Raw genomic sequence first — 14,965 nt, 5'->3', positions numbered from 1 at the left:
GGCGGCGCGTTTAACCACGGCACGCAACGATCTGAAAAATAATAAGTTATTTTTGGAACAATTATTGCATTCCCAAGGAACGGTTTGTATCCTTTGGAGAATATATACGTGACCCCATCCATCCAGGCGGTTGGTGCCTCCTTGGCGCAGAGCCTGCTCCAACTCAAAACGGAGACGCTTCCGTCTTTGCCTACCATCTCAGCGGCTGGTGGCGGTGCCGGCTCGGATCATAGCGGGTTCGCAGCACTGATTACACACGGGTTATCCATCGTCTCGCAGGCACAAGCCGCCGCCGGCGCCAACGAAAAGGCATTTGCGGCCCAGGTTCCCGGGGCTCCGTCCCTGTCACAAACCATGCTCTCCATGCAAAAGAGCAGCATTGCTTTTCAGGAGCTTATTGGTATCCGAAATGAATTGACGCGCGGATACATAACCTTGATCAGCATGCCGGTATAAGTCGTATGGCATCCAGGCTACAAGAGATCAGCGATCGCCTACAGCGCACCTGGGCAGAAGCCAGCCAATCAAAACGCCTGGTGATAGCAGGCACCGGAGCCATGGGTCTTGCCGCCCTTTTTGGTATCTGGGCCTGGGTGAATCATACCGATTACGCCGTGGTGTATTCTGGTCTCAGCCCGCAAACAGGCGGCGCCGTGATTGCGCTTCTCCAAAAAGAAGGTACCCCGTTCAGGCTAAAGCAGGGTGGCTCTACCGTTGAAGTGCCTGCGGCGGATGCTGCCCAGGTACGCCTGACTCTGGCTGAGCAAGGGCTGCCGACACAGGCATCCAGCGCCTTATGGAAACACCTGCAAAATGAGAAACTGGGCACGTCCAGCTTTGTAGAACACACGACCTATCTGCGCGCCCTGGAAGCCAGCTTGGGGCGCGATATCGAGTCCATCCACGGGGTTGAAAAGGCATCGGTAAACCTTGCGCTTCCCGAGCACACGCCGTTCCTTGAGACGATGCCGAAGGCTAAGGCTGGTGTCACGCTACAACTGATGCCAGGCGTAACGCTGAGCAGCCAACAAGTCTTTGGTATTACGCATCTGGTAGCATCCAGCATCCCCGGCCTATCCAGCGCGGATGTAACGGTGGTTGATCAAAACGGTCACGCGCTGACCGCGAAGACGCATGGAGCCAGCGCTTCCCGGATACTGCATTTGCAGAACAGCGTCGAGGCGCACTACCGGAAGCAGATATTGGCTCTTCTGGCTCCCCTCGTTGGCGGTGCTCGGAATGTCCGGGTCGTCGTCGATGCTCGCCTGGATCTTGCTAAGGGACAGCGCAGCGCGGTGACTTACGGAGTGGGGCATGTGGTGACGGCAGCCCTGTTGTCGGCACACAGGAAAGGGGATCTGGATGGCGGTTCGTTTGGTATTCCCGGTGCCCTGTCCAATCAACCACCAGGGGCGCCGCTGGCACCGCTGACTGCCCCGATCAGCAGCGCTCCTACAGCGCTAACCTTGAGCGAAATCAAGGCGATGATCCCCGCCTCGCAAAAAAACGACCAGCATTTTCGTTATGTCCTCGATAAAACGGTTGCTTTTAAGAAGGATGCACCATGGCGATTACGAAACCTGTCGGTCTCCGTACTGGTCAACGGAACCGTTCTGCCATCCACCGCGACGGCCACACTGGTGGCTGCACCAACGGCATCCACGATCTCTACAAAAGGCGCGGCGACCGCTGCGAAAAAAACGGTAACAACAATCTCCAATATGCAGACATTCACTGCCCAGGACCTGCAATCCATGCAGAAAATGGTGGACAACTCCATCCATGCATCGGCGCAAAATGGCACGGTCGATGTGGAGGCCATGCCGTTCCGTGCGACGCCGACAGTCCACCGTGCTTGGTGGCAACAGCTCTCTCCATGGAGAATCTGGCATGCTATTGAATGGTTCCTCTTTGCGTTAGTGGTTCTTCTCCTACTGAGAAAACCCATCCGGGAAATGATGCAAGGGCTACCCAAACGCCGGGGACTGGAAGCTGTATCTCATGCCGTAGTAGCGCAAGGCCCTGTATCTGAGGACCAGCGGCGTGGGGCTGGCACTGCACCACGGGTACTGAATGATGATGGCGCGGTCCTGGACTTTTCGGGCGTTGGAGAAGGACGACTGGCAGAAAATATGGAGACTATAAAAACCTTAATCCGCAGTGATAGTACCAGGGCGCTGCAAGTAGTGCGCGAGTGGATTGGTGACTTGGGCGAAGGAGAAAGTTGATGGCCGACATATCGCCAGGACGTAGTCATTTAAACAAAGGGATCGACTATGCGGCGACATTTTTGCTGAGCATTGGTCCGGATGAGGCCGCGGTGCTCATGCAAAAACTTGCGCCACGAGAGGTACAACGGCTTGCCGCAGCCATGTCCAGACCCCGCAAAATTAGCCGGGAAGTGCTGGAAACCGTCATGCAGGATTTTGTGGATCGATTGCGGCACCAAACCTCCGTTGGCGGTCAAGGTGATTCCTATCTCCGCGAGGTGCTGGCCAAGGCCCTCGGAAAAGACAAGGCCACAGAAGTTTTGGATCGGATTGTTACGGGTGGTGAGTATGCTGGCCTGGAAATCATTAAGTGGGCCGATGCCAAGACGATAGCTGAAATGATTCGCTTTGAACATCCTCAGATCGTGGCCTCGATTTTGGCCCATCTGGAAGCGGATAAGGCGGGTGACGTTCTGCACAACCTGCCCGACCGCATTATCCCGGATATCGTTTTTCGGCTCGCGACGATGGCCCCGGTGGCTCCCAACGCAATTCGAGAACTCAATGAAGTTCTGGATCAGCAGTTGTCTGGACAAATTACCAATACCATTGTTCAGGGAGATAGTGGTGGTCCGAAGGCGGCGGCGGAAGTGCTGAATCGCCTTGAACCCAGTCGCATGAAGTCCTCTCTGGACTATGTGCGTGGACTGGATGCCGTGCTCGCCCAGAAAATTGAAGACAACATGTTTACTTTCGAAGACCTGAAAGAACTGGATGCCCGCTCTCTACAGTTGATCCTTCGCGACATTGATCGAAATGTACTGGTCACAGCAATGAAAAACGCCTCGGACATCCTTAAAACTCAAATTTTTGCCAACATGTCTGAGCGTGCCGTCGAGATGCTTCGTGAAGAGATGGCTTCGCAGGGCCCTATCCGCCTATCCGAGGTGGAAAGCGCTCAACGCACCGTACTGTCGGTCGCGCAGAAGCTCGATCAATCCGGCCAGATCGTCCTCAATCGTGGCGGCGAAGATGCGGTGATCGGCTGATGCGTAATATTATTCATACAGACTTACCAGCGTCGTCGCCAGAAGGGTCGCGCTTGGCCAACACTAAAGTGTTAAATCAAGCCACTCCAACTAGTTTCTCAGCACAATTGCAAATAGCAAAAACGCAGACTCACAAAGCCTTGCAGCAATATCCAGCAGCATCCCGGAAAGACCCAGGAAGCGCCGCTGGTACAACTACTAGCGGGACTGGAGCACAATCAGTACCGCCATCCAATACAAATGCACTGCTCGCTCCGACACAGGCACCAAGCATCATACCGGTGAATAACCAGACGGTAGACCCGAGGGGTATGGCATCAGCGAGGTCCGGTCAGGGACGATTGCAACCATTTTCGCACGCACAAAATGATATAGCAAAAACAACATCAGGAACCAAACTTTCAACCAACATTACTGCCCTTTCAGAATCAGGCCCACATTCTGCCATGATCCATGGAGCCGTAACCAAACTACACCCGCAAGGGTACAGGACGTCGCTTCAACAATCTGTGCAGCAGTCGTCGACGGCCACACCGGTGGCGCGATCCATGGAGCCATTGCTTCCGCAGGGTATCCGGCATGGCCACGCTATCAATCCGCATCAAGCAGCAACCCAAATCGCGGATATGAGCCCGGGAGAAAGCGTTCTATTGCACCAGAAGGCACGGCACGCACCCAGGGGTGTCGTAATATCATCATATACTGGCAATAATAATCACCAAATAAACATGCACATGCGACTTTATGTCGAAAATAAGAACAAAACACCTGTCGGAATCACGAACAAGGTTGCCGCACTTATGCCACAGGTGGTAGTACCTAATGCTGCTATTCAAGTCTCTCAAAGCACGGCGGCAAACGGGCTCAACAGCCCGGCAACCTTGACAGCAAGTGGGGTGAACCTACTGGTTACCGGAAGCGCCCCCCTCGTAGGGGTTGCTAACCCGTCAGTAGCCACCACCAACTCATCTGCCATTCAGGAATCATGGAACCAGTTAGCGCCCATCGACCTGACTCAGCCGGGCTGGCAGCACGTCATCGCCGGGCGTATTCGGCAAACACAACAGGGCAGCGTGCTACAAATACAGGTGCATCCACATCACCTCGGCCCCATTTCCATGCAAGCATCGAATGGTGCAAATGGCGTGATTTCTGTGTGGCTACAGGCGTCCAACCCCCAAACGCAAGCACTGCTCCAGCAAGCCTTACCGCAGATCAGCCAGAGTCTGTCTGGTCTTGGGTCCAATGCATTCGTGGAGGTGAGCACTAACGCTTTTGGAACTTTCGGGTCTGGCGCACAGGGTCACACTCCCAATCATGGGCGCACTGGAGAATCATCTTCTCGCCCATCACCAACGGTGCCAAAAAACCCGGAATCATTGGCCATTGATTCCGTAACATCCACAGTTACGGGCTTTGAGTCCTGGATATAACGACATGTCTACAGATGAAAAGAACCCCTTGCAGGGCGCCAACCCTTCGCCACCTGAAACGATATCTGCCACCGTCAACCAAGATGATATTGATGCCTTGATGGCGGCAAGTGCGGATGCTACGGAAACAGCCGGTGATACGGCGGTTTCTCAGGATGATATTGATGCCTTGATGGGTCTGGGAATCACTCCACCCGTAAGCACCCTCTCCGTCCCCACACCGCGGTCAACACCGGAATCCGTCCCCAGTTCCGAATCTAAGCGGGGAGATCAGAAAGTGGGTAGGAGCAATGCGGTATCTGTCGACCTTCTCAACCAGGACCGTGTTGCGCGTAGTCGCATGCCGACCATGGAGGTGCTGAATGATCGCTTCGCGCGCGCCTTTCGCGGTAGCCTATTTAATTATCTGCGCGTCAACGCCGACATCATACCCACTTCAGCGCAGATGACCAAATACGGAGATTTCATCGGGAAAATTGCGTTGCCCTCCTACTTTGTAATGGTCAGTATGACCCCACTACGTGGTTCGATGCTGTTTATCCTGGATCCCTACCTATGCTACGCCGTCATCGAGGCGTTCTTTGGCGGCAATGGCAAACTTGAGCCCAAATTAGAAGGACGTGATTTCAGCGTTATTGAACAGCGCGTTTTCAACCAGATCATAGACCATGCCATTGCCGATTTCACCTCCGCCTGGGATCCAATCGTCAAGCTGCAGATGAAAGTCACGCGATCCGATGTCAAGGCGCAGTTTGTGGGCATCGCCGCAAGCCCAGAAGTTGTGGTAGCCAGTAGCTTTGAAATCGAGATGGAGCGCTGGCGTGGCAAGTTCTTTGTGTGTTTTCCATACCATTCCGTCGAGCCCTTTCGTGAACAATTGATCTCGGGCGTTGCCGCAGATCAGACGGAAATGGATGCTACCTGGAAAACAGCTTTGCACAAAGATATTCAGGATGCCTGCGTTGAGGCCACCGTTCTGCTCGCGGCAAGAAATATTACTTTTGGTGAAGCCTCCAAGCTTCAGGCGGGGGATATTATCCCTTTTGATAAACCTGACATCGCGACGCTTTTTGTCGAAGATATTCCCATTGGGGATGGGCGATATGGAGTGTCTAATAGAAAATATGCTTTGTGCATCACCCAATATCGGTCTCCTGATGAGGAAGACATCTTGAAAGCGGTTCAGATAAAGAAGGAATAACAATATGGCTGAAAACTCTGTGAACGCACTCCCCATGGAAGATTTTTCTGCAACCATCGATGAGATCGAGAATAGGGAAATACCGGCTCCTCCTGGCGGCAAGCCCTCCTTAGACATGCTTCTCAATGTTCCCATGCGCATTTCCGTGGAATTGGGGCGTGCGCGGATCCCGGTGAAAAGCATTTTGCAACTGTCTCAAGGGTCTGTAGTGGAGCTTGATCGTGCATCTGGGGAACCCTTGACGATTTATATTAATGGCGAACTTTTTGCCTACGGCGAGGCCGTATTGGTCAATCAGGAACGGTTTGGAGTGCGCCTGACATCGATCGTCAACCGAAGCGAACAAATCAAAAATCCCCGGGAGCCATAAACCATGGCCGGAGGAGTTCCACTGCTTGCAGCCGCCACCGGCAAGGCGAGTGCTTTGGTAACATACTCGTTGCCAGTGCAGACTGTTATTCTGATGACGATGCTGATGTTTGTGCCGGCCATTGTACTGATGATGACTGGGTTTACCCGTATTATCATCGTCCTCTCCCTGCTTCGGCAGGGTTTGGGATTGTCCACGATGCCGCCTAATATTGTATTGATTGGCTTGGCGCTTTTCCTGACGTTCTTCGTCATGCAACCCACTTGGTCACAAATCAACCAGCGCGCCTTGGAACCCCTAGAAGCAGGAACCATTACCGTTACTCAGGCGATAAGTATAGGTGCTACACCATTACGTACGTTTATGCTGAAAAACACCACCAAGGATGCCACTGCAGAGTTCCTGCGCATGGATGGCATCAAAAAGGCATTGCCTACAGCAGCGGCCATTCCCATGCGCGTATTGATACCCGCATTTGCCGTTTCGCAATTGGAATCGGGATTCGAGATCGGTTTTTTAGTATATCTGCCGTTTCTGGTTATTGATTTGCTGGTCGCGGCAGTACTCATGGCCATGGGTATGATGATGGTCTCTCCGCAGACCATTTCCATCCCCTTAAAATTGATGCTTTTTGTATTGTCCGGTGGCTGGCTATTAGTAACGGGCACCCTCGTCAGAAGTTTTTCATGACGCCCGAGTATCCATAAAGGCGATTCAAAATGATCCATGATGGATGGATGTTGAGCGCTGTTACGCAAGCAGCCCACACCGGAGTTTTGATGGCGTTACCACTGCTTGGTGCCGCACTGGTGGCAGGAGTAGTCATTGGCTTTGTTCAGGTGGCCACGCAACTCTCGGATATGAGCGTCGGATTCGTGCCCAAGGCATTCCTTATTGTGCTGGTCCTGTTCATAGGCGGTCCTTGGCTCGTATCCCTCTATACCCATTACATGGCACGGCTCTATATGGAGATCCCGCATTGGGTTCAGCACCGATAACACTCTGCGAGCAGGACACCAATGCCTACCTGCGTGAATATTATCCGCTGATCCTACGTCTGGCTCAACGGATTCAGGACGGTCTGCCCTCGCGTAACGCATACGATGACCTCGTGCAGGCAGGTATGCTGGCCGCATGGGCATGCGCAGGTCACCATCAACGATTCGCTGCGCCGCAAGAATTTGTCAAACTGCTGGCTGTGCGCATTCGCGGCGCCATGTTAGACCTGCTGCGGGAAGAAGATTGGGCACCACGTCGACTGCGAAAAAAAAATAAAACGCTGGAGATCGGAGCGGCCCACTGCATTCAACACCTACAGCGCTATCCTAATGACCAGGAGTTGGCCGAAGCTATGGGATGGTCGGTCCATGAACTCCATCAGCATTGGAGTGAAATCGGACGCGCCGCCCCCCTATATTTGGAGGATGTGCTTCCTGCGCATTCGGAACTCATGGACGACACTGCGCAGCCACATCACCGCGCAGAGCGCGATGAGGCTAAAACATTTTTAACGGAGGCTATCGCTGCCTTATCGGAGGAAGAGCGTACCGCTCTTTCCCTATACGTCTTGGAAGAACTCACCTTGGAAGATGTTGCGTATGTGATGGGATTCAAGAGCAAGAATACTGCTCTAAAGTGGGTTACTCAAGGAATCACCAAATGTCGCGCTTTTTTGTTGGCGCAGGGTCTTGATGCCGAATCAGTCTAGCCGCCGCAGACATCACTTCACTTTTGAGCTACCATTGCCGCTGAGATTGCCAACCAACGCGTTGCAGTGGCCTTTGCATCTACCGCGTAGTTTCCAGATTGGACCTGTCCACGCAGACCTTCAAGACGCGCAAGATGCGCAAGATCAGAAGAAACCGGTTGTGGAACAGCCTCACCCATCACTGGTTGGACAGCTTTTTTTGATGTCGCCGGCAACGATATCGGCGTACGTGATACCGCGTTTTTGGTCTCTAGGGAACTCAAAGAACCACCGCTGGCACTGCTTACACCACCCAATGGATTGTTCATTGCTGTCCTCCCACCGCGAACGGCGAAGAATCAACCTCACCGCCTATATACTGGTGCATCAACTGTTGGTGTGCCTTTCGCCAAAAACGCAACGCACTTTCAACCATCATACCATTATCTGTCGATTTCTGTAAGACTTCCTGCAACAACTCTCTAACCTCCGACGCTATTGCGCCATCGATCTGAAAAGACTCCATAAGTCGCGTTTTTTCATCCGCAACCTGCACCAGTCGGTCATAATCGCCATTCGAGACAGCCAACCTCTCGGCATCAAGTAGCACGTTCATGGCTCTCAGATTTTCCATTACCCCAGCCAGGTGGGCAACATATTTTTTCTTCATCAAGCCATCCCCTTATGATTTACCGGGTGTAAGCAATATCTTTCCATCCGGTTGAACGATTCCAGTGACCACTTTGTCACTTTCTGTGTTGCGTACCAAAAGCGCGGAACCGACACGCCCATCATTCAGGGCAATGCCCTCGGCGCGTATGCGCACATTCCCAAAGCGGGCTTCCAGAGTTACCTGCTGCCCCTGATGAATGATTTCTGGCGCCACTAGGTTTTGTGGGTCAATCTTCGCTCCAATATTTACATTGGCATTTAAAACTTTCCCAACTACGGCCTCCTCAGAAAAACAGACCGGGCCCGTCTCCGCCGAGATCAACTCGCGCCGAACGGTCAAGTCCTGATGTTTTATTACGACACCTGCGCGCAAAAAGTCCGCGGCCAGGACAACAGGTCGCCATAGTGTGAAAGTGAATGGCACATAAATGGTCCAACGCGGCGTAGCACAAGACACCGCCACAGTTGCCGTCCAGGCGCTACGGTCCGTCATTCGTGCCTGCAGCGGACTTCGGCAGGCGGTCAGCCAACCATGCGTCGTTGGTGCCAGCGCAGTTACCTGAGCATCGGGCATAGGATTTTCCCGAATCAAGACCAAGCGCGCCGCCTGCACTACCGAAGTCGCGCGTTCCCATTCGGCCAGATTCCCCGCATGTGCTTGAATAATATATATGCTAAAGAAAACAAGTATGGCGGTATATTTATTGCATATATGCCCTTTATGAATGCAACACACATTACCCCCTTTCTTTTTTCCAGTCTGGACGCTTCAGGTCAGGAGCCCCGGCTAGAGGAGAGTGCATTATCTGTGCCAACGGCGGAAGAGATCCAAGCGCAAGTGTTCGCCACCGCACAAAGGGATGGCTGGACAGTAGGGTATGGCGAAGGCTTCACCGCTGGGAAAGATGAAGGCTGGATCGCTGGAAAACAGGAGGGCCGGATCGCCGGAAATACTGAAGGTTTAGCTGCTGCGGCGACGGAGGTGGTTTTTCTCCGAACCCTCGCCGCAGAGTTGGCCAACTGGGAAGAAGAAACGAGAGAATTCGTAGAGAGGATGACACTTTCTATCGCATTGGATGTGGCTCGTTTTGTAATTCGCAAGGAAACGCGAGAAACCACGGCGGGCGCACTCCAGCAACAATTGCAGAATTTGCTCAAGACACTACCATTGCCCACTCTGACGCCCCACTTGGTCTTGCATCCAGACGATATTGAAAGCCTGCAGGACTCAGCCCCTGGGGCTTGGACAATTACTCCTGATCCACTCATGGAACGGGGTGGGGTGCGCGTGCAGGCCCGATCGCCGGAAACATCCGGACAGACGACTGGTGCCGAAAGATTCACCATGCCGGAATGGGATGCCCGGATCGAAACTCGTTGGGGGGAAGCCCTTTCCAAGCTCACGGGGGCCGACTGATGCGGATGCTAGCCCAAGCCGAAATACATTTGCGAGATCTCACCTCCACCCTTGGCGACTGGGGGCCACCGCCCATTTCTGGTCATGTGCTACGCGTCAATGGCACGGCCCTCGAAGCCGTAGGCGTATCCGCCATGATTGGCCAATATACCCGGCTGGAAACGCCGGAGGGATGGCGTTTGGGTGAGGTCATCGGATTTTCCGGAGACCGCGCCACCATCATGCCCTTTGGCGGTCTACGCGGTATTTTTCCCGGTGCGCTGGTTACCCTGATGGAGCAAAACACTTCGGTACCGGTCGGCTCGGCCCTGCTTGGGCGTGTCGTCGACGCCATGGGCCGACCGCTGGACGGACGTCCCCTGCTTGCTCCAGAGCGTCGCCCGCTGAAAAGCCCTGCGCCACACCCCATGCGTCGCCAACGCATCCGGGAGCCTCTAGATGTCGGAGTTCGTGCTATCAATGGCCTGCTGACGATAGGAGAAGGGCAACGGGTCGGCCTGTTCGCTGGCAGTGGTGTGGGTAAAAGCGTCCTCCTCGGAATGATGGCACGACATGCCGCGGCCGATGTCGCTGTCATCGCGCTGATCGGTGAACGCGGTCGCGAGGTCCGGGAATTTGTGGAAGATATTCTCGGGGATGGTCTACGGCATGCGGTGGTCGTCGTGGCTACAGCAGATGCGCCACCGGTGCTGCGCATGCGTGGTGCCGAGTATGCCACCGCCATTGCCGAACATTTTCGCGATCAGGGCCAGAAGGTCGTGCTGATCATGGACTCCCTCACACGCTATGCCATGGCCGCCCGCGAAGTAGGGTTGGCGGCGGGGGAATTACCCGCCACCAAAGGCTACCCGCCTTCGGCATTCTCTTCCTTATCCTTATTGACCGAACGTGCCGGAACGGGAGAAGTCGGGGCGATCACTGCTTTCTATTCGGTGCTGGTGGAAGGAGATGATCTGCAGGACCCGGTAGCGGATACCGCTCGAGCCATCCTTGATGGACATATCGTTCTCACTCGGGATCTCGCTGCCAACGGGGTTTTCCCGGCCATTGAACCGGCGTTGTCCGCGAGTCGGGTAATGGCGTTGGTAACGACGCCGGAACACCGACAAGCAGCTCAGCAATTTTTAGATTTGTGGGGCCGTTATAGAGAGCGCTCGGATCTGATTGCCATCGGCGCCTATGCCGCAGGGTCCGACCCATTGCTAGATCAGGCTGTATTGCAATTTCCAGCATTGCGTCAGTTCTTGCAGCAATCGCCGACGGAATCTAGCGGGTTCACAGACAGCCTCCGCGACCTGCAAATGGCTATCGGAAGCGCGAACTGATGCGACCGGAAACACTAAAACTCTTGCAGGCCGTGGCCATGAGAAAAGTGCAAATTACGGCACAACAGGCCGCTGAGCAACAGCGCCGACTGCAACAAGCCACGGCACATGAAGTCCTGTTCTTACAACATGCAGCCAAGCTGGAAGTGCGCACCCGAGAATGGCTTGATCAGGATTCAGGATGCCCAACTCACCTGCTTCTCGGTGCCCAGCACTTCCATAAAGCCATGCGCACGGCCCTGGATCTTCAGCATTCCACCATCCTGCACCTTCAGGAAACGCAGGCGGTCACCGCCACTACGGCTGTCGCTGCCCAACGTTTGCAGCGACAGATCATGCATCTCTCCACACAACAGCAGCAAGGGGAAGCAACCACTCAACGGCAGCAAGAACAGCGTCTCAACGACAATCTCTGTACGCGACCGAGAGTTACCTAACAGTGACTACTGACATGATCACCAAACTACTCCGCCAGGATCTTTGGTACGCAATGATCGCCTTTCTCCCGGTTGGTTTAGCCACGGTCGTTGTCGGGTTGTTGGTCACCATTCTACAAGCCTGGCTGCACTGGAATGATGTGTCGCTCTCTTTTGTTCCAAAAATAATCGTCACGGGGATTATTTTTATTTTTGGCTGGTGGATCTTTGTATCCGCATTTACGCAATGGTTTGAACAACTTGCTCAAGCGGTGCCGCTATGGCTGCAACACTGATTACGTTTACACAGGCACAAGTCGACGGATGGGTGGAAACCGCCGTATGGCCGCTCACCCGTATTTTGGCTTTTATATCGGTGGCTCCGTTCTTTTCTTCTAGCTGGTTGCCGACCTTCTGGAGACTTGGTTTTGGCGTTGCAGTCACCTGGGCCATTATCCCCACACTGCCAACCGCCATTACATGGCCGGGCATGGCTGTTGCCGTGATCGTCCTGACGGTGCAAATGGTGATTGGCGTTAGTCTTGGTCTCCTTTTCCGAGCCATGCTGGGAGTCATCGAGCTAGCCGCTGGATGGATCGCTTTGAGCATGGGACTTGGGTTTGCTACTACGGTATCCCAGCAATATGGAGAACAAAGCAACACCCTTAGCGAGCTATTCTCTTTTGGCGTCTTGCTCCTCCTTATTGCCGATGGCGCCGTCCTCGGAATGCTTCATGTCGTGGCCATGAGCTTTCAGGTGTTTCCAATAGGTTTTTTTTGGCCAAACTGGAGCTGGTTGCAGCTAGCCAACTATGGGCAGGTGATATTTACCGACGGCATTCTCATCGCCCTACCGGTCATCATGATGGTACTCGTCGCCAATCTTGGGATGGCGGTGATTGCCCGCGTCGCGCCACAGATCAATCTTTTTGCCATCGGTTTCCCGATCTTGATTCTTGTGGGTATGGCTGGACTTTATGGACTCATTCCTTGGCTACCGCGACTCGTGGAACACATCTTCTCTCTTACTGTGCGGATGGTCTGAACGATGGCAGAAAAAGAAGACCGCACTGAGCAGGCGTCGCAAAAACGATTGGATGATGCCCGCGAAAAAGGGGATGTTGCCCGTTCCCAGGATTTTACTTCGGCCTCCGTGGTTATCGGGGTTGCCGGGCTTTTATTGAAAATTGCCCCAGTGACGGGTGCCGATCTCTACAATAATCTGGTGATCTCCCTGTCACCACCGGTTGGGACGCACGCACTGCTGAATCCTCAGGACCTCTTTCGTAATGTCTTTAACGACTTGCGAACAGTCATCAGCGTTTTTCTGATCGCTGGCACGGTAGCCTTGTTGATGGCGGTCGGCGGAACAATTGTCATCGGCGGATGGACCTTTTCTCCGCAAAAATTCTTCGACATTGGTCGATTGTCCTGGATGCAGGGGATCATGAAACCATTCTCTAAACAGGGCGCCACGCTCCTGCTGGGCGATATCATGAAAACCATGGTGTTAGGTACGGCTATGAGTCTGATGCTCTGGGATCAGAGGGAAGAATGGTTCGCGCTGCTGACAGAGCCGTCCCATGCCGCAATCCCTCATGGTTTGAAGGCACTGGGGGGAGATTTTATGATTTTTGCCTTGCTGCTGCTCATCCCAGGAGGGGTGGACGGCATCCTTCAGCGCCGAATGTTTGCCACCAAGATGAAAATGTCCAAGGAAGAGATCAAGGACGAGTATAAGGAATCCGAGGGTAACCCCATTGTTAAATCGCGTATACGGGCACTGCGCCGCAAAATGGCAAGAATGCGTATGATGAAGGCCGTCGAAACGGCTACGGTGGTGATCGTGAACCCCGACCATTACGCCGTTGCGCTGCAATTTCAGGAATCCATGGCCGTGCCTCAGGTGGTGGCTAAGGGTGCGGACATGATAGCCGAACGCATCAAGGAACGGGCACGCGCTCATCAAGTCCCCATCCTTACCGCCCCACCGCTGGCCCGTGGTCTGTATCGATTCGGTGAGATTGGTGCATCCATACCAGAAGGCCTGTATGAAGCCGTAGCCGTTGTCCTCGCCTACGTGGAACAATTGAATCGCGCCAAAGCAGGTTGTGGGGCAGCACCGCGCGACTGGGGATCGCTTGAACTTGCCGCCAAGATCGGCAAAGAATTTGAGGAGGCAACCCAACATGGCTGATCCACAAACTATCAAAGCCTCGTCCGGCGCCATCCCAGCTCCTGTTGAACTGTGGGCGAATTATCAGTCGCTGCTCGGGCCACTGGTACTTATCATGATCCTCACAATGATCGTGGTTCCCCTACCACCCATTCTGCTCGACGTGTTGTTTACCTTTAATATCACGTTTTCTCTGCTTATCCTGTTTGCTGCGTTGCACGTCAAAAAACCACTCGATTTTTCAGCGTTTCCGACCGTGTTGTTGCTTGCCACACTTCTTCGCTTGGCGCTTAACGTCGCCGCGGCACGGGTTATTTTGCTGCATGGGTTTCACGGTACTCAGTCCGCGGGGATCGTGATTGAAAGTTTTGGTCGCTTCGTCGTAGGTGGAGATTATGTCGTGGGCATTGTCGTCTTCGCCATCCTGATCATTATCAACTTTGTCGTCGTTACCAAAGGATCTTCCCGCATCGCTGAGGTCGGCGCTCGGTTTTCCCTAGATGCCATGCCTGGCAAGCAAATGGCTATAGATGCAGACCTAAACGCGGGCATGATCACGCAAATCGAAGCACGCCGCCGTCGTGATGAGGTCAGCGCCGAATCGGATTTTTACGGTTCTATGGACGGTGCTTCCAAGTTCGTGCGCGGCGATGCCATCGCCGCCATACTCATTATTATCATCAATCTTGTTGGTGGCCTGATCATTGGCGTATTCCAGCACAATTTATCACTCGCTGCCGCTGCGAAAACATACACCCTGCTTTCGATTGGAGATGGATTGGTCGCACAAATTCCTTCTTTGGTCATTTCCATGGCGGCTGGCATCCTCGTCAGTCGTAGTGGCACTGAAGGTGAGGTGGGTCACTTGGTTAGTGGGCAAGTGCTCGGAGGCAACCGCAAGGGGTTGCTTATCACCGCCGTTACTTTAGGTATAACAGGCATCATCCCCGGCATGCCCCACGTTGCTTTTTTGTTTTACGCTGTATTGACGGGTATTTTGTGGCAGGTG

General features: G+C 53.8%; 19 protein-coding genes. 16 read left to right on the top strand and 3 right to left on the bottom strand.

Translation table 11 applies throughout. The features are described from left to right. Positions 1-108 precede the first annotated feature (108 nt). The 9 genes from HF921_RS01660 (at position 109) to HF921_RS01620 (ending at position 7,971) form a co-directional block, all read left to right on the top strand. On the top strand, positions 109-456 hold the full coding sequence (locus HF921_RS01660) for a flagellar hook-basal body complex protein FliE (protein WP_215860041.1): 348 nt from the start codon (positions 109-111) through the stop codon (positions 454-456). A gap of 5 nt (positions 457-461) precedes the next feature. Next, positions 462-2,228, top strand: a complete 1,767-nt coding sequence (gene fliF, locus HF921_RS01655) for a flagellar basal-body MS-ring/collar protein FliF (RefSeq protein WP_215893190.1) — start codon at positions 462-464, stop codon at positions 2,226-2,228. Beyond that, positions 2,228-3,259, top strand: coding sequence for a flagellar motor switch protein FliG (fliG, locus tag HF921_RS01650; RefSeq protein WP_215893189.1), 1,032 nt, complete (start codon positions 2,228-2,230; stop codon positions 3,257-3,259). The genes fliF and fliG overlap by 1 nt, the downstream gene beginning before the upstream one ends. Before the next feature lie 800 nt (positions 3,260-4,059). Beyond that, entirely contained in the window at positions 4,060-4,692 is a 633-nt protein-coding gene (locus HF921_RS01645) for a flagellar hook-length control protein FliK (RefSeq protein WP_215893188.1), read from the top strand. A gap of 4 nt (positions 4,693-4,696) precedes the next feature. Beyond that, positions 4,697-5,893, top strand: a complete 1,197-nt coding sequence (fliM, locus tag HF921_RS01640) for a flagellar motor switch protein FliM (protein ID WP_215893187.1) — start codon at positions 4,697-4,699, stop codon at positions 5,891-5,893. Between the two features lie 4 nt (positions 5,894-5,897). Further along, entirely contained in the window at positions 5,898-6,263 is a 366-nt protein-coding gene (fliN, locus tag HF921_RS01635; protein ID WP_215893186.1) for a flagellar motor switch protein FliN, read from the top strand. A 3-nt stretch (positions 6,264-6,266) separates the two neighbouring features. After that, on the top strand, positions 6,267-6,953 hold the full coding sequence (fliP, locus tag HF921_RS01630; RefSeq protein WP_215860047.1) for a flagellar type III secretion system pore protein FliP: 687 nt from the start codon (positions 6,267-6,269) through the stop codon (positions 6,951-6,953). A 29-nt stretch (positions 6,954-6,982) separates the two neighbouring features. After that, positions 6,983-7,261, top strand: coding sequence for a flagellar biosynthetic protein FliQ (locus HF921_RS01625; protein WP_219616759.1), 279 nt, complete (start codon positions 6,983-6,985; stop codon positions 7,259-7,261). Then, complete coding sequence (locus HF921_RS01620) at positions 7,243-7,971, top strand: sigma-70 family RNA polymerase sigma factor (protein WP_215893185.1); 729 nt, start codon at positions 7,243-7,245, stop codon at positions 7,969-7,971. Before HF921_RS01625 ends, HF921_RS01620 begins: the two co-directional genes overlap by 19 nt. Before the next feature lie 17 nt (positions 7,972-7,988). Here HF921_RS01620 and HF921_RS01615 read toward each other — a convergent pair whose 3' ends face one another. From HF921_RS01615 to flgA, 3 genes are read right to left on the bottom strand one after another with little or no spacing between them, the layout of a single operon-like run. Next, complete coding sequence (locus HF921_RS01615) at positions 7,989-8,279, bottom strand: hypothetical protein (protein ID WP_215893184.1); 291 nt, start codon at positions 8,277-8,279, stop codon at positions 7,989-7,991. Further along, entirely contained in the window at positions 8,276-8,620 is a 345-nt protein-coding gene (locus tag HF921_RS01610; RefSeq protein ID WP_215888612.1) for a hypothetical protein, read from the bottom strand. The genes HF921_RS01615 and HF921_RS01610 overlap by 4 nt, the downstream gene beginning before the upstream one ends. Positions 8,621-8,632: 12 nt before the next feature. Then, on the bottom strand, positions 8,633-9,196 hold the full coding sequence (gene flgA / locus HF921_RS01605) for a flagellar basal body P-ring formation chaperone FlgA (protein WP_215888613.1): 564 nt from the start codon (positions 9,194-9,196) through the stop codon (positions 8,633-8,635). A gap of 78 nt (positions 9,197-9,274) precedes the next feature. Here flgA and HF921_RS01600 point away from each other — a divergent pair, with 78 nt between their 5' ends. The 7 genes from HF921_RS01600 to HF921_RS01570 form a co-directional block, all read left to right on the top strand. Continuing rightward, positions 9,275-10,039: a FliH/SctL family protein gene (locus HF921_RS01600; RefSeq protein ID WP_215893183.1), complete on the top strand. Its 765-nt coding sequence runs from the start codon at positions 9,275-9,277 to the stop codon at positions 10,037-10,039. Then, on the top strand, positions 10,039-11,364 hold the full coding sequence (locus tag HF921_RS01595) for a FliI/YscN family ATPase (protein ID WP_215888615.1): 1,326 nt from the start codon (positions 10,039-10,041) through the stop codon (positions 11,362-11,364). The genes HF921_RS01600 and HF921_RS01595 overlap by 1 nt, the downstream gene beginning before the upstream one ends. Before the next feature lie 38 nt (positions 11,365-11,402). Continuing rightward, entirely contained in the window at positions 11,403-11,801 is a 399-nt protein-coding gene (locus HF921_RS01590; RefSeq protein ID WP_215893182.1) for a hypothetical protein, read from the top strand. A gap of 14 nt (positions 11,802-11,815) precedes the next feature. Next, complete coding sequence (locus HF921_RS01585) at positions 11,816-12,076, top strand: flagellar biosynthetic protein FliQ (protein ID WP_215859657.1); 261 nt, start codon at positions 11,816-11,818, stop codon at positions 12,074-12,076. Beyond that, the gene (locus HF921_RS01580) at positions 12,061-12,825 is read left to right on the top strand and encodes a flagellar biosynthetic protein FliR (protein ID WP_215893181.1); all 765 of its coding nucleotides are present in this window, start codon (positions 12,061-12,063) and stop codon (positions 12,823-12,825) included. Before HF921_RS01585 ends, HF921_RS01580 begins: the two co-directional genes overlap by 16 nt. A gap of 3 nt (positions 12,826-12,828) precedes the next feature. Continuing rightward, a complete protein-coding gene (locus HF921_RS01575; RefSeq protein ID WP_215893180.1) occupies positions 12,829-13,977 on the top strand; it encodes an EscU/YscU/HrcU family type III secretion system export apparatus switch protein in 1,149 nt (382 codons plus the stop codon). Next, the coding region (locus HF921_RS01570; protein WP_215888617.1) for an FHIPEP family type III secretion protein at positions 13,970-14,965 on the top strand (996 nt) is incomplete at its 3' end. The genes HF921_RS01575 and HF921_RS01570, both read left to right, overlap by 8 nt.

This window comes from Acidithiobacillus ferriphilus, assembly GCF_018854775.1.
GTDB lineage: Bacteria > Pseudomonadota > Gammaproteobacteria > Acidithiobacillales > Acidithiobacillaceae > Acidithiobacillus > Acidithiobacillus ferriphilus.
Note: the sequence above shows the minus strand (reverse complement) of the source record. Positions and strands in the feature narration are given on the sequence as shown.